9 protein-coding genes and 1 pseudogene are annotated in these 12,570 nt (G+C 74.2%); 7 read left to right on the plus strand and 3 right to left on the minus strand.

Going from position 1 to position 12,570, the window contains the following annotated elements; translation table 11 throughout:
• Window positions 1-129 precede the first annotated feature (129 nt).
• The gene (locus ABD236_RS29080) at window positions 130-2,127 is read left to right on the plus strand and encodes a CocE/NonD family hydrolase (RefSeq protein WP_344078697.1); all 1,998 of its coding nucleotides are present in this window, start codon (window positions 130-132) and stop codon (window positions 2,125-2,127) included.
• Window positions 2,128-2,182: 55 nt separating this feature from the next.
• On the opposite strand, the gene ABD236_RS29085 is transcribed toward ABD236_RS29080, so the two are convergent.
• Together ABD236_RS29085 and ABD236_RS29090 are read right to left on the minus strand one after the other, a co-directional pair.
• Window positions 2,183-3,382 (minus strand): FAD-dependent oxidoreductase, encoded by a 1,200-nt coding sequence (locus ABD236_RS29085; protein ID WP_344078699.1) that lies wholly within the window; start codon window positions 3,380-3,382, stop codon window positions 2,183-2,185.
• Between the two features lie 68 nt (window positions 3,383-3,450).
• Complete coding sequence (locus tag ABD236_RS29090) at window positions 3,451-4,701, minus strand: carboxylate--amine ligase (protein ID WP_344078701.1); 1,251 nt, start codon at window positions 4,699-4,701, stop codon at window positions 3,451-3,453.
• Between the two features lie 181 nt (window positions 4,702-4,882).
• Between ABD236_RS29090 and fahA the strand changes: the two genes are divergently transcribed.
• Window positions 4,883-6,106 (plus strand): fumarylacetoacetase, encoded by a 1,224-nt coding sequence (gene fahA, locus ABD236_RS29095; protein ID WP_344078703.1) that lies wholly within the window; start codon window positions 4,883-4,885, stop codon window positions 6,104-6,106.
• 111 nt (window positions 6,107-6,217) lie between these two features.
• On the opposite strand, the pseudogene recQ reads toward fahA, so the two are convergent.
• Window positions 6,218-8,295 (minus strand): annotated as a pseudogene (gene recQ / locus ABD236_RS29100) (DNA helicase RecQ); the annotation flags it as partial.
• A gap of 202 nt (window positions 8,296-8,497) precedes the next feature.
• Between recQ and ABD236_RS29105 the strand changes: the two are divergent.
• From ABD236_RS29105 to ABD236_RS29125, 5 genes are all read left to right on the plus strand, one after another.
• Window positions 8,498-9,268 carry a GntR family transcriptional regulator gene (locus ABD236_RS29105; protein ID WP_344078709.1) on the plus strand — a complete coding sequence of 257 codons (771 nt, stop codon included), beginning with the start codon at window positions 8,498-8,500 and terminating at the stop codon, window positions 9,266-9,268.
• Window positions 9,269-9,342: 74 nt separating this feature from the next.
• Window positions 9,343-9,570: a 4Fe-4S dicluster domain-containing protein gene (locus ABD236_RS29110; RefSeq protein WP_344078711.1), complete on the plus strand. Its 228-nt coding sequence runs from the start codon at window positions 9,343-9,345 to the stop codon at window positions 9,568-9,570.
• Window positions 9,571-9,584: 14 nt separating this feature from the next.
• Window positions 9,585-10,943, plus strand: a complete 1,359-nt coding sequence (locus tag ABD236_RS29115) for an ABC transporter substrate-binding protein (protein ID WP_344078713.1) — start codon at window positions 9,585-9,587, stop codon at window positions 10,941-10,943.
• Window positions 10,940-11,797, plus strand: coding sequence for an ABC transporter permease (locus ABD236_RS29120; RefSeq protein WP_344078715.1), 858 nt, complete (start codon window positions 10,940-10,942; stop codon window positions 11,795-11,797). Before ABD236_RS29115 ends, ABD236_RS29120 begins: the two co-directional genes overlap by 4 nt.
• Window positions 11,781-12,569, plus strand: a complete 789-nt coding sequence (locus tag ABD236_RS29125; RefSeq protein ID WP_344078717.1) for an ABC transporter ATP-binding protein — start codon at window positions 11,781-11,783, stop codon at window positions 12,567-12,569. The genes ABD236_RS29120 and ABD236_RS29125 overlap by 17 nt, the downstream gene beginning before the upstream one ends.
• The last annotated feature ends 1 nt before the right edge of the window (window position 12,570 follow it).

Genomic DNA, 12,570 nt, shown 5'->3' on the forward strand with positions numbered 1-12,570 from the left:
CCCCCCGCGCACAGCCCGATGGACCCCGGTATGTTCGTGATCAGCTCATACGAACATAAACAGCCCTTTTGTCGGCACCCACCACTGCCACCGCGACCCACCGGTCCCGGCACCGGAGGGAGGATGACCATGCGGATCCGCACCGACTTCCCGTACGAAACCACGCGTGCGGATGTTCAGATTCCGCTTCCGGACGGGACGCTGCTGTACGCCCGGGTCTGGCGCCCGGTGACCGAGGAGCCGGTGCCCGCGCTGCTCGAGTACCTGCCCTGCGGGCTCACCGACGCGACCGCGCCGCGCGACCGCCAGCGCCACCCCTGGTACGCGGGGCACGGCTACGCGTCCGTACGCGTCGACCAGCGCGGGCACGGCAACAGCGAGGGCCTGCCGGGCGACGGCTGGGACGCGACCGGGCTCGCGGACGGGGTCGCGGTCGTCGACTGGCTCGCCGGGCAGCCCTGGTGCGACGGCACGGTGGGCATGTTCGGGATCTCCTGGGGCGGCTCCCACTCCCTCAAGATCGCGGCCCTCGCGCCCGAGCCGCTCAAGGCGGTCGTCGCGGTCTGCGCGTCGGACGACCACTACGACAACGACGGGCACTACCTGGGAGGTTCCGTCCTCGCGGGGGAGACGCACGCCCGGGCGGCGTCGACGCTGGCGCTGACGGCGCGCCCGCCGGACCCCGCGTACGTCGGCGAGCGGTGGCGGGAGATGTGGCAGACCCGGCTGGAGTCCCTGGAGCCGCCGCTGCACACCTGGCTGGCCCACCAGACCCGCGACGACCACTGGCGCCGGCACGGCGTCGGCGAGGAGCTCGGGGCGATCGGCGCGGCCGTGCTGGCGGTGGGCGGCTGGCACGAGCCGCACCGGGACACCGTGCTGCGCCTGGTGGAGCGGCTGCCCGCCGACCGGGTGCGCGGGCTGCTCGGGCCCTGGCCGCACCAGTACCCGGACCGGGGGCGCCCGCCCGGCCCGGCCGTCGGCTTCCTCCAGGAGACACTGCGCTGGTGGGACCACTGGCTCAGGGGCGAGGACAGCGGGGTCATGGACGAGCCGCTGCTGCGCTCCTGGATCAGCGACTCGCACCGGCCCGCCACGGTGTACCAGGAGCTGCCCGGCCGCTGGGTCGGTGACCCGGCATGGCCGTCGCCGCACGTCACCCCGGTGCCGTACGCGCTCGGGGGCGACCCGGTCCGGGTCGACTCGCCGCAGCACACCGGCCTCGACGCGGGCCGCTACCGCCCGCTGGGCGGCGCCGGCGACCTGCCGCCCGACCAGCGCGCCGAGGACGCCCACTCGGCGGCGTTCGACTTCGCGGTCCCGGCCGAGGGGGCGCCGCTGGAGGTCCTGGGGCGCCCGGAGGTGACGCTGCGGCTGCGGATGGACGTGCCGTTCGGGCAGGCGGTCGCACGGCTCTGCGACGTGGCGCCGGACGGCTCGTCCACGCTGGTCACCCGGGGCGCGCTCAACCTCTGTGCGCGCGAGGGCGCGGACCGCGCGGACGCCTGGCCGCTGGGCGCCACCCAGGACGTGACGTTTCCCCTGGGCGGCGCCGGCTACAGCTTCCCGCCGGGCCACCGCGTCCGGCTGGCCGTCTCCTCGGCGTACTGGCCGTGGATCTGGCCGCAGGCGGACTCGGTGGGCTTCACCCTGCTGCCCGAGGGCAGCTCGCTGAGCCTTCCGGTACGGGAGCCGACGGCCGACGCGATCGCCTTCGAGGAGCCCGAGCAGGCCGCGCCGCTCGGCGTGGTCTGCCCGGAACCGCTGGACGAGCCGCGCCCTGAGCGGCTGGTCGTACGCGATGTGGCCAAGGGCGAGTGGCGCCTCGAAGTGGTCCCGCCGCACTGCGGTACGCGGGTCCACCCCGACGGTCTGGAGACGGCCGAGGACGCCCGGGAGACGTACACGATCGACGAGGCGGACCCGCAGTCCGCGCGCGCCCGGACCGACTGGACGATCCGGCTGCACCGGCCGGAGCTCGGCTGGAACGTCACGGTGACCACCCGGTCCGAGGTCGCCTGTGACGCGGCGGACTTCCTGACCTCGGACGAGGTGGTGTGCCGGGACGGCGACGAGGTCGTCTTCCACCGGACCTGGGAGAAGCGGATCCCCCGGACGGCGGGCTGACACCCCGCCGCCCTTCAGCGGCCCTCGCCGCCCCCTCAGCGGCCCTGGCTGGCCCTCAGCGGCCCGCCGCCACCGAGGCCGCGAGGCGGGGCGAGGCGTACGCCGTCCCGCACACGAACCGCATCACCGGCCCGAACGACGCCGCGGCCGGCAGACCCGTGAAGTACAGGCCCGGCACGCTCGACCGGTACCCGCCGTCCAGGACCGGCGCCCCGCGCGAGGTGGTGAGCCCGGTGCGCAGCCCCGGGCCGAGGTAGCCCAGGGCGGCCACGTCCATGCGGTAGCCGGTCGCCGCCAGCACGTGGTCGGCGGACAGTTCGCGCGCGGCGCCGGTCCCGCCGCTCAGCGTCAGGACCGGGCGGCCCGACTCGACCCGCGCGCGGACCACCCGGCGGCCGTCGGTCACCGCGACCTTCCCGGTGAACCGGTCGCGCAGCCACCACGCCCCCAGCGGGCCGAGCACCCGGCGCACCAGATAGTGCCGGGTGGGCGCGGGCAGATGCCGGAAGCGGGTGGCGTGGTACGAGAAGGCGTACAGCGACCAGGCGCGGCCGAAGGGCGAGTCGGGGCTGAGCCGGGGCTGCCAGTCGGGGGCCGCGCCGAAGCGGACGGCTCCGGTCCGGCGGGCCACGATCCGTACGCTCGCGCCCGCCTCCGCCATCAGCACCGCGCTCTCGATGGCCGACTGGCCCGCGCCCACCACCAGCACCTCGCGCCCGGCGAACCGGGAGAGGTCGGTGTGCTGGGCGGCGTGCGAGACGGGGCCGGTGGCGGACGGGCCGTCGGGGACGGCGGCCGCCAGCTCGCGCGGCATCCGGGCCAGCCCGGCGAGCCCCGTCGCCACCACCACCGCACGCGCCTCGAACGCCTCGCCGGAGTCCAGCTTCAGCGCGAAGTGGCCCGCCCGGGTGCGGTCCACGGAGACCACCCGGACGTCCTCCAGGTCCGGCAGCAGCTTCCGCGCGAACCACTGCCCGTACGCGGCGAAGTCCTCGACGGGGATGAGGTCCCAGTCCGACTCGTACCGCCGGATCCCGGTGTCGGCGCAGAAGTCGACCAGGGTGTGGCCGGGGCGGGGCGCGTCGATGCCGGACGCGGACGGGGTCGACTTGAGGACCATGCCCGCGGGCATGTGCGCGCGCCAGCTCACCATGGGCGAGCCGAAGACGCGGACCGGGAGGCCGCGTCCGCGCAGATGCGCGGCGGTGGACAGACCGTAGGGCCCCGCCCCGATGACAGCTACCGGACGAATCACGTGAAGGTCCCTCCCCAGGGTGGTGCGCGTGTGCTGGTCGTACGGGTCGCGCCGGCCCTCCCCTCCGGCTACTCGGCGATCGCGCGGCGGGAGCTGCGCCAGAGCTGGTACAGGTGCTCGGCCCCCGGTCGTACGAAGCGGGCGAGCATGGTGAAGAAGGGCCTCGGGTCGTCGCGGGCGAGCCAGGCGAGCTCGGTGCCCGAGGGGCGCGCGGGCGCGTGCGGGGTGGTGTAGCCGCTGCGCCGGTAGGCCAGCAGCGCGGGCAGGTCGATGTTCTCCACCACATAGCGCCGCCCGGCCCGCTGTTCGCCCTCGGGCACCGCGCGGCCGGTGAGGTGCAGATGCTGGGCGCGGACCACGTCGACGCCCGCCGCGCTCTCGAAGAGGCGGAACTGGGCGCCCATCCTCGGGTTGAAGTCCAGCAGCTTGTACCGGCCGTCACGGCGGTCGAAGCGCAGGTCGAGGTCGACGATCCCGCTGAAGCCGATCCGCTTCACGAACTGCTCGGCGAGCAGCGCGAGTTCCTGGTTGCCGACGGCGTACGCGGTGGCGGTCATCCCGGCGTGCGGCGGCCAGGAGCGGACCTTGACCCCGGTGAACATCGCCAGTGGCGCCGCGTTCTCGTCGAAGTAGGCGTGCACGATCCAGTCCTCGGCCTCCTCGCGCGGCAGGTACTCCTGGAGGACCACCCCCGGCCGCGCGCCCCAGCCACGGGCGAGGGCGAGCAGGTGGGCGGCGCCGCGCACCCGGGTGGTGCCGTGCACCGCGGGCCGCCTCCTGCGGACGAACGCCTCGCGGTTCTTGACGACCACCGGGAAGCGGGCGTGCCGCGCGAAGTCCTCGACCTCCTCGTACGTGTCGGGGAACGCGGACGCGGGCGAGGGCACCCCGTGCTCGACGCACAGCTCGTGCAGCCCGCGCTTGCTGGCCAGGCGGCGGGGCAACTCGGGGGCCACGGACGGGAAGAGGAACGGCCCGGCGAGCTCCTTGTGGCGCTCGGCGATCAGCACGGCCGCCTCGTCGTCGGTCGGCACCAGCACGGTGGGGCGGCCGATCCGCCGCCCGATCCGCAGCAGCCCCTCCACCAGGGCGTCCGGGTCCTCACGGCCGGTGGTGGGCCAGGCGAAGGCACGGCGCAGATAGCGGGAGTGCGCGGCCGGAGTCCAGCGGTCCTCGGTGATCGCGTACATCGGCACACCGAGTCTGCCGAGGCTGCGGATGGCGCCGACGCCCCCGTGGTGCAGCGGATAGTTCCCGATCTTGACGATCAGCGCGGGCACGGTCCGGTCGGCCGTGAACAGCGTGTCCCTGTTCGACACCAGTCCCCCCTCGGGACGCGCGGCCCCCTCGCCACGCTGGGTCCCGGCAAGGACGGTAGAGGGGGAACCACCCCTTCCGGAGACGGAGTTTCCGGACATTACGAACTCTTTAGACACTGCCTGCGCAACCATCGCCGACGTAACGTGTCCTCCACACCCGTGGAAAGCGAGGCAGGCACAGATGTCCGAGCAGAGCCCGCTCGACCTGGCCGAGGGCGACCCCTTCGGCCCGCACAACCTTCCGTACGGCGTCTTCTCCACGCCCGACGCGCCCGACCACCGCCGCGTCGGCGTCCGCATCGGCGACCACGTCCTGGACGCGGGGGCCGCCGCGCACGCGCTCGGCTCGCCGTACGCGGCGCTGCTCGCCAGGCCGACGCTGAACCCGCTGCTCGCGGCCGGGCGCACGGCCTGGCGCGATGTGCGGCGCGCGCTCACCGCGTGGGTGACGGTGCCCGCGCACCGGCCCGACATAGAGCCGCTGCTGCACCCGCTGGACACGGTCGCCCTGCATCTGCCTTACGAGGTCTCGGACTACGTCGACTTCTACGCGAGCGAGCACCACGCCACCAACGTGGGCAGGATCTTCCGGCCGGACGGGGACGCGCTCACCCCCAACTGGAAGCATCTGCCGATCGGTTACCACGGCCGCTCCGGCACGATCGTGGTCTCCGGTACGGAGGTGGTGCGCCCGCACGGGCAGCGCAAGGCGCCCAGCGACCCGGCGCCGGTGTTCGGCCCCTCGGTGAAGCTGGACATCGAGGCCGAGGTGGGCTTCGTGGTGGGCACCCCCTCGCCGCTGGGCGAGCCGGTGGACCTGGCCTCCTTCGAGGACCACGTCTTCGGGCTCTTCCTGCTGAACGACTGGTCGGCGCGGGACATCCAGGCCTGGGAGTACGTGCCGCTCGGCCCGTTCCTCGGCAAGTCCTTCGCGACCTCCGTCTCGGCGTGGGTCACGCCGCTCGAGGCGCTCACCGACGCCCGGGTGGCGCCGCCCGCGCGGGACTTCCCGCTGCTGCCCTATCTCGACGACGCGGACGCCGAGGTGCCGGGCGGCTTCGACATCCGTATCTCCGTCGCGCTCAACGGCCAGGTGGTGGCCGAGCCGCCGTTCGCCGGCATGTACTGGACCGCCGCCCAGCAGCTCGCCCATATGACGGTGAACGGCGCCTCGCTGCGCACCGGTGACGTCTACGGCTCGGGCACGGTCAGCGGCCCCGAGCGCGACCAGCGCGGCTCGTTCCTGGAGCTGACCTGGAACGGCACGGAGCCGATCGAACTGCCCACCGGCAAGCGCACGTTCCTGGAGGACGGCGACGTCGTCACCATGACCGCCTGGGCCCCGGGCCCGGACGGCGTCCGAGTGGGCCTGGGCGAGGTCACGGGGCGGATCGTGGGGTCTTAGGGGGTATTGGGGGCGGGGGCCGAGCCGAGGCCAGGGCCGGGGCCAGGGCCAGGGCCAGGGCCAGGGCCAGGGCCGGGGCCGGGGCCGGGGCCAGGGCCAGGGCCGGGGCCAGGGCCAGGGCCGGGGCCAGGGCCAGGGCCGGGGCCAGGGCCAGGGCCGGGAGCCGAGGCCGGGGCCAGGGCCGGGGCCAGGGCCGGGAGCCGAGGCCGGGGCCAGGGGCCAGGCGGGCCCCCGGCCCCCGCCGCCCGGCCGGGCGGCCGCCGCCCCCCCGGCTACTCCTGCTCCCCCACGGCCTCCCGCTCCTCCAGCACCTCCAGTACGCCCTCTCCGTACGTCGCCAGCTTCTTCTCGCCCACGCCGGCGATCGTGCCCAGCTCCTCCACCGAGGCGGGGCGGGCCACGGCGATCTCCCGCAGGGTGGCGTCGTGGAAGATCACATACGCGGGGACGCCCTGCTCGCGGGCCTGCGCGGCCCGCCAGGCGCGCAGCGCCTCGAAGAGCGGCGCCGCCTCCTGCGGGAAGTCGGCCGGGGCTGCCTTCGCCTTGGCCGCGGCCCGGGCGCGGGGCGCGCGCTCCGGCTTCGCCGGTTCCGAGCGCAACCGGACCTCGCGTCTGCGCCCGAGGACCTCGCCGCTCGTGTCGGTCAGCACCAGCGTCCCGTACTCGCCCTCCACCGCCAGCAGGCCCTGGGCGAGCAACTGCCGCACCACGCCCCGCCACTGCGCCTCGGTGAGCTCCTCGCCGATGCCGAACACCGACAGCCCGTCGTGGTCGAACTGGATGACCTTCGCCGTCTTGCGGCCGAGCAGGATGTCGATGATCTGGCCCGCGCCGAACTTCTGGCGCCGCTCCCGCTCCAGCCGGACCACCGTGGAGAGCACCTTCTGCGCGGCCACCGTGCCGTCCCAGGTCTCCGGCGGGTTCAGACAGGTGTCGCAGTTGCCGCAGTGGTCGGCCGGGGCCTCCTGGCCGAAGTAGCCGAGGAGCTGGGCGCGGCGGCATCCGGCGGTCTCGCAGAGCGCCAGCATCGAGTCCAGGTGCGAGGCCGCCCGACGCCGGAACGCCTCGTCGCCCTCGCCGCCCTGGATGAGCTTGCGCTGCTGCACCACGTCCTGGAGGCCGTACGCCATCCACGCGGTGGACGGCAGGCCGTCGCGGCCCGCGCGGCCGGTCTCCTGGTAGTAGCCCTCCACCGACTTGGGCAGGTCCAGATGGGCCACGAACCGCACGTCCGGCTTGTCGATGCCCATGCCGAACGCGATGGTCGCCACCACGACCAGGCCGTCCTCCCGCAGGAAGCGCGACTGGTGCAGCGCGCGCGTGGCCGCGTCCAGCCCCGCGTGGTACGGCACGGCCGCCACGCCGTTGTCGCTCAGATACTGGGCGGTCTTCTCCACCGAGGCGCGCGAGAGGCAGTAGACGATGCCCGCGTCTCCCTCGTGCTCCTCCTTCAGGAAGCCGAGGAGCTGCTTCTTGGGGTCGTTCTTCGGCACGATCCGGTACTGGATGTTCGGCCGGTCGAAGCTCGCCTCGAAGTGGCGGGCCTTCGGCATCACGAGCCGGTCGGTGATCTCCCGGTGGGTGACCCGCGTCGCCGTCGCCGTCAGGGCGATGCGCGGCACGTCCGGCCAGCGCTCCCCCAGCATCGACAGCGCCAGGTAGTCCGGGCGGAAGTCGTGGCCCCACTGGGCCACGCAGTGCGCCTCGTCGATCGCGAAAAGGGCGATCTTGGCCCGGGAGAGCAGATCGAGCGTGGCCTCCACGCGCAGCCGCTCCGGGGCCAGATAGAGCAGGTCGAGCTCGCCGGCCAGCAGCTCGGCCTCCACCGTGCGGCGCTCGTCGAAGTCCTGCGTGGAGTTGATGAACCCGGCGCGCACGCCGAGCGCCCGCAGCGCGTCCACCTGGTCCTGCATCAGGGCGATCAGGGGTGAGACCACGACCCCCGTACCGGGTCTGACCAGGGAGGGGATCTGGTAGCAGAGCGACTTTCCGGCGCCCGTCGGCATGAGCACCACGGCGTCGCCGCCCGCGACCACGTGCTCGATGACCGCGCCCTGGTCGCCGCGGAAGGTCTCGTAGCCGAACACCCGGTTCAGCGTCCGCAGCGCCTCGCTCTCGACCGCTGCTCCGACCGCTGCCCCGGCCCTCGGCTGGTCCACCACCTCGACCGCCCCTTCCGTCCCGCTCATGCCGCCGTCCCCCACCGTCGTCCCGTTGACTCCGCCACCCCAGCCACGATAGGGGCCGGGGCGGACAGGCTCTGCCGCGCTGCTGGCAGATCTTCCTCGTTCTCGTACGAAACCGCAGGTCAAAGGGGCCGCAAAGTTATCCACAGGTGGCGCAACACTGCGGCAACACCACCGCGCCCCGGCCGTCGGTATGGTCCACCGCATGCCAGCCGAACGCACCCGTGAACGCACCGCGCCGGTCTCCGCCGCGCGTCGGCGCAGGCTGCGCGCGGACCAGGCGCGGCAGCTCGCCGACCTGCTGCGGCGCCAGGTGCTCTCGGGGACTTTCCCCGGGGGCGTCCTGCCGCTGGAGGACACCCTCGGCGCGGACTTCCGGGTCTCGCGCAACACCGTCCGCCAGGCACTCGACCTGCTGCGGGCGGAGGGCCTGGTGGAACGCCAGCCGGGCGTCGGCACGGTGGTGGTCTGCGAGAAGTACGCGCACGGCCTCGACCGGCTTCAGGGGCTCGCCGAGACCCTGCGCGAGCACGGCGCGGTCAGCAACGTGGTGCGGACCGCGGGTCCCGTCCCCGCGCCCGCGCCGGTCGCCGGACGGCTGCGGGTGCCCGAGCACAGCGACGTGCTCTACATCGAACGGCTGCGGCTGCTGAACGGGCTGCCGCTCTCCCTCGACCTCACCTACGTCCCCATGGACATCGGAGCCGAGCTGATCGGCTGCGACCTGGAGAACACCGATGTCTTCCGGCTGATCGAGACCCTGACCGGCACCCGGCTCGGCACCGCCGACATCACCCTGGAGGCCGTCAACGCCGACGCGCACTCCGCCGCCGTCCTCCAGGCCCCGCGCGGGGCCGCCCTCCTCATGCTGGAACGGCTCACTCACCTGTGCGACGGCCGCCCGGTGGACCTGGAGTTCATCCGGTTCCGCGGTGACCGCATCAGCATGAGCGGCCTGCTCCACCGGTCCGTCTGAGCCCGCCGGGCCCCCAGCGGCCCCGTCCCCCGCCACCGCCGTACCCCTTCCGTACCCCTTCCCTGGAGACAGCCATGCCCCTGGCGCCCCAGCGGGCCGACGTGCCCGTGACCGTCGACGCGTCGAAGTGCATCGACGGCTGCACCCTCTGTGTCGACATGTGCCCGCTCGACTCGCTCGCGATCGACCCGGCGAGCGGCAAGGCGTACATGCACGTCGACGAGTGCTGGTACTGCGGCCCCTGCGCGGCCCGGTGTCCCACCGGAGCCGTCACGGTCAACATGCCCTATCTGCTCAGGTGAGAGGCCGAACCCCGATGAAACGCACCACGACCGCCGGCCTCGCGGCCGCCGCCCTGCTCCTGCCCCTCACCGGCTGCGGCGGCGACGCGCAGGCGGGTGGCTCCGCCACGGTCACCGTGACCGTCGGCTACCAGTCCAAGACCATCAACACCGTGACCGCGGGCATCCTGCTGCGCTCGCTGGGGGCCTTCGAGCGGGAGCTCGCGGCGCGCGGCGAGAAGGACGGCGTCACCTACAAGGTGAAGTGGGAGGACTACGCGACGGGCGCGCCCATCACCGCGCAGATGACCGCCGGGAAGGTCGACATCGGGTCGATGGGCGACTTCCCGCTGCTGCTCAACGCGGCACGCGGCAAACAGCTCGGACGCCCCACGCACCTGGTCTCCGTCACCGGCTACAACCTGCGTGGCGGCCTCAACACCGTTATGACGACGCCCGATTCCAAACTCACCGATCTGGGTGAACTGCGCGGCAAGAAGGTGTCGACCAGTATCGGATCGGCCGCCGACGGCACTCTCGTACGGGCGCTCCAGCGCAGCGGACTGGACCCCGCCAAGGACGTCCACAAGGTCAACCAGCAGCCCGCCGTGGGCGCTTCGGCGCTCGGCGCGGGCAGTGTCGACGCCCTGTCGCAGTTCGTCGCCTGGCCCGGGCTGCTCGCCTTCCAGGGCAAGGCGAAGGCCCTCTACGACGGCGCCGAACTGGACCTGGCGACCTTCCACGGCGTCACCGCCCGCCAGGACTTCACCGAGAAGCACCCCACCGTGCTCGACGCCTTCCTGAAGGCGCAGCTCACCGCGACGGCGTATCTGCGCGAGCACCCCGTCCAGGCGGCCGAGAAGGTGGCCGCGGCCACCGGTCTGCCCGCCGAGGTGGTCTACCTCTACAACGGGGCGCACGGCATCGCCACCTTCGACCCCACGCTCAAGCCCCGGCTCGTCGACGCGCTCAAGCAGGACGTGCCGGTCCTGAAGACGGCGAAGCTGGTGGGGGACGTGGATGTGGACGCCTTCGTCGACGACCGCTTCGTGAAGAAGGCGTACGGCGCCGACTACGGGCGCCAGTCGGCGGCCACCGCCCCCGCGCCGCGCAGCGAGGTGTGGCTGAAGGGGGCCCAGAAGACCGACACGTTCGACACGCCCGCCCTGGCGCTGCGCTTCGCGGCCGCCCACCGCGACACCGTGCGCGCCGTCTACGTCCCCGACGCCACCACCGGCACCTCCTGGTTCGCCGACCGGGCCGTCTGGGTGCGCGACGGCCAAGGGCTGCGGGCCTTCGTCACGCCCTCGGTCGCCGCGCGGTACGTCACGGCCCACCCCGGCGCGAGCACCCTCGCCTACGCCACCGCGCTCGCCGCGGCCGCCGCCTCATGACCCGGCGTCTGACCCGGGCCCTGTCCCTGCTGGCCGCCCTGGCGCTGTGGCAGCTGCTGACCACGTACGACGTCGACCTCTGGCTGCGCTTCGCGCAGTTCCCCACGGTCACCGAGGTGGCCCGGGAGTTCGGCCACCGGCTCGGAGAGGGAACGTACTGGCAGGACGTGACCCAGAGCCTGACCCGCATCCTCACCGGCTTCGCCCTGGCCTCCGTGGCGGGCGTGGCCACGGGCGTCGCGCTCGCCCGCTCCCGGCTCGCCGCCGACCTGCTGGGGCCGCTGCTCGAAGTCCTGCGGCCCATCCCGGCCATCGCGCTGGTCCCGGTCGCGATCCTGCTCTTCCCCTCCAACGAGCAGGGCATCGTCTTCATCACCTGCACCGCGGCCTTCTTCCCGGTCGTGGTGGCGACCCGCCACGCGGTGGCCGCGCTCACGCCCGTCTGGGAGGAGGCGGTGCGCACCCTGGGCGGCGGCCGGTGGCGCGTGCTGGGCTCGGTGGTGCTGCCTGGTGCGCTCCCCGGCGTGTTCGGCGGCCTCTCGGTCGGCATCGGCGTCTCGTGGATCTGTGTGATCTCGGCGGAGATGATCTCCGGCGAGTACGGGGTCGGCTACCGCACCTGGCAGGACTACACGGTCGTGGACTACCCCGGGGTTCTCGTCGGCATGGCCACCATCGGCATCCTCGGCCGGCTCACCGCCGGCGCCGTGGAACTCCTGGGCCGCCGCCTCACCCACTGGCTGCCGCGCCCCGTGCACGGGGCGGGCGCCCGCACCCGTGCCGACCGCGCCGCCGCTCCCTCCCCCACGCCCTCCGCGACCCCCACCGAGGCCCCCCATGACCAGCTCGTCTGAGCCGTCCGGCGCCCCGGGCGCCGCGCTCGCCCTGCACGACGCCGTGCTCGGCCACCGGGGCGCGCCCGTCCTCGACGGCGTCGGCCTCCACGTGGTCGCGGGCGAGGTGCTCGCCGTCGTGGGGCCCTCCGGCTGCGGCAAGTCGACGCTGCTGCGGACCCTGGCCGGGCTGCTGCCGCCGCTCGGGGGGCGCGTCACCCAGGACGGGGCGCCCCTCGCGGGCCCGTCCGCCGAGCGGGCGCTGGTGTTCCAGGAGGACGCCCTGCTGCCGTGGCGCACCCTGCGGGCCAACGTCGAACTGCCGCTGGCCATCCAGGGCGTGCCCCGCGCCGAGCGCCGCGCCCGCGCCGAGGACTGGCTCGACCGGGTCGGACTCGCCGCCCACGCCAAGCAGTTGCCCCACCGCGTCTCCGGCGGCCAGCGCCAGCGCGCCCAGCTGGCCCGGGCGCTGGCGGGACGGCCGCGCGCGGTCCTGATGGACGAGCCGTTCGGCGCGCTCGACGCCCGGACCCGCGCCGGGATGCAGCAGCTGCTCGTCGAGGTCCTCGCCGGTACCGGCGCGAGCGTCGTCTTCGTCACGCACGACGTCGACGAGGCCCTGTTCCTGGCCGACCGGGTCGCGCTGCTGGGCACCGGACGGGTCCTGACCGTGCCCCGGCCCCGCGACCGCCGCGCCCACGGCGACCCGGCGACCACCGCCCTGCGCCACGAGGTGCTCGCCTCCCTCGGGGAGCGCGCCCACCCCCTCCCCCTGCCCGCCGACAGCCGCTGAG

This window comes from Streptomyces crystallinus (genome assembly GCF_039521265.1).
In the GTDB taxonomy this organism is placed as follows: domain Bacteria; phylum Actinomycetota; class Actinomycetes; order Streptomycetales; family Streptomycetaceae; genus Streptomyces; species Streptomyces crystallinus.

What these genes read in the sequence shown, in the direction of transcription:
- ABD236_RS29080 (WP_344078697.1), top strand. Translation starts at nt 130, where the DNA reads ATGCGGATCCGCACCGACTTCCCGTACGAAACCACGCGTGCGGATGTT.
- fahA (WP_344078703.1), top strand. Translation starts at nt 4,883, where the DNA reads ATGTCCGAGCAGAGCCCGCTCGACCTGGCCGAGGGCGACCCCTTCGGC.
- ABD236_RS29105 (WP_344078709.1), top strand. Translation starts at nt 8,498, where the DNA reads ATGCCAGCCGAACGCACCCGTGAACGCACCGCGCCGGTCTCCGCCGCG.
- ABD236_RS29110 (WP_344078711.1), top strand. Translation starts at nt 9,343, where the DNA reads ATGCCCCTGGCGCCCCAGCGGGCCGACGTGCCCGTGACCGTCGACGCG.
- ABD236_RS29115 (WP_344078713.1), top strand. Translation starts at nt 9,585, where the DNA reads ATGAAACGCACCACGACCGCCGGCCTCGCGGCCGCCGCCCTGCTCCTG.
- ABD236_RS29120 (WP_344078715.1), top strand. Translation starts at nt 10,940, where the DNA reads ATGACCCGGCGTCTGACCCGGGCCCTGTCCCTGCTGGCCGCCCTGGCG.
- ABD236_RS29125 (WP_344078717.1), top strand. Translation starts at nt 11,781, where the DNA reads ATGACCAGCTCGTCTGAGCCGTCCGGCGCCCCGGGCGCCGCGCTCGCC.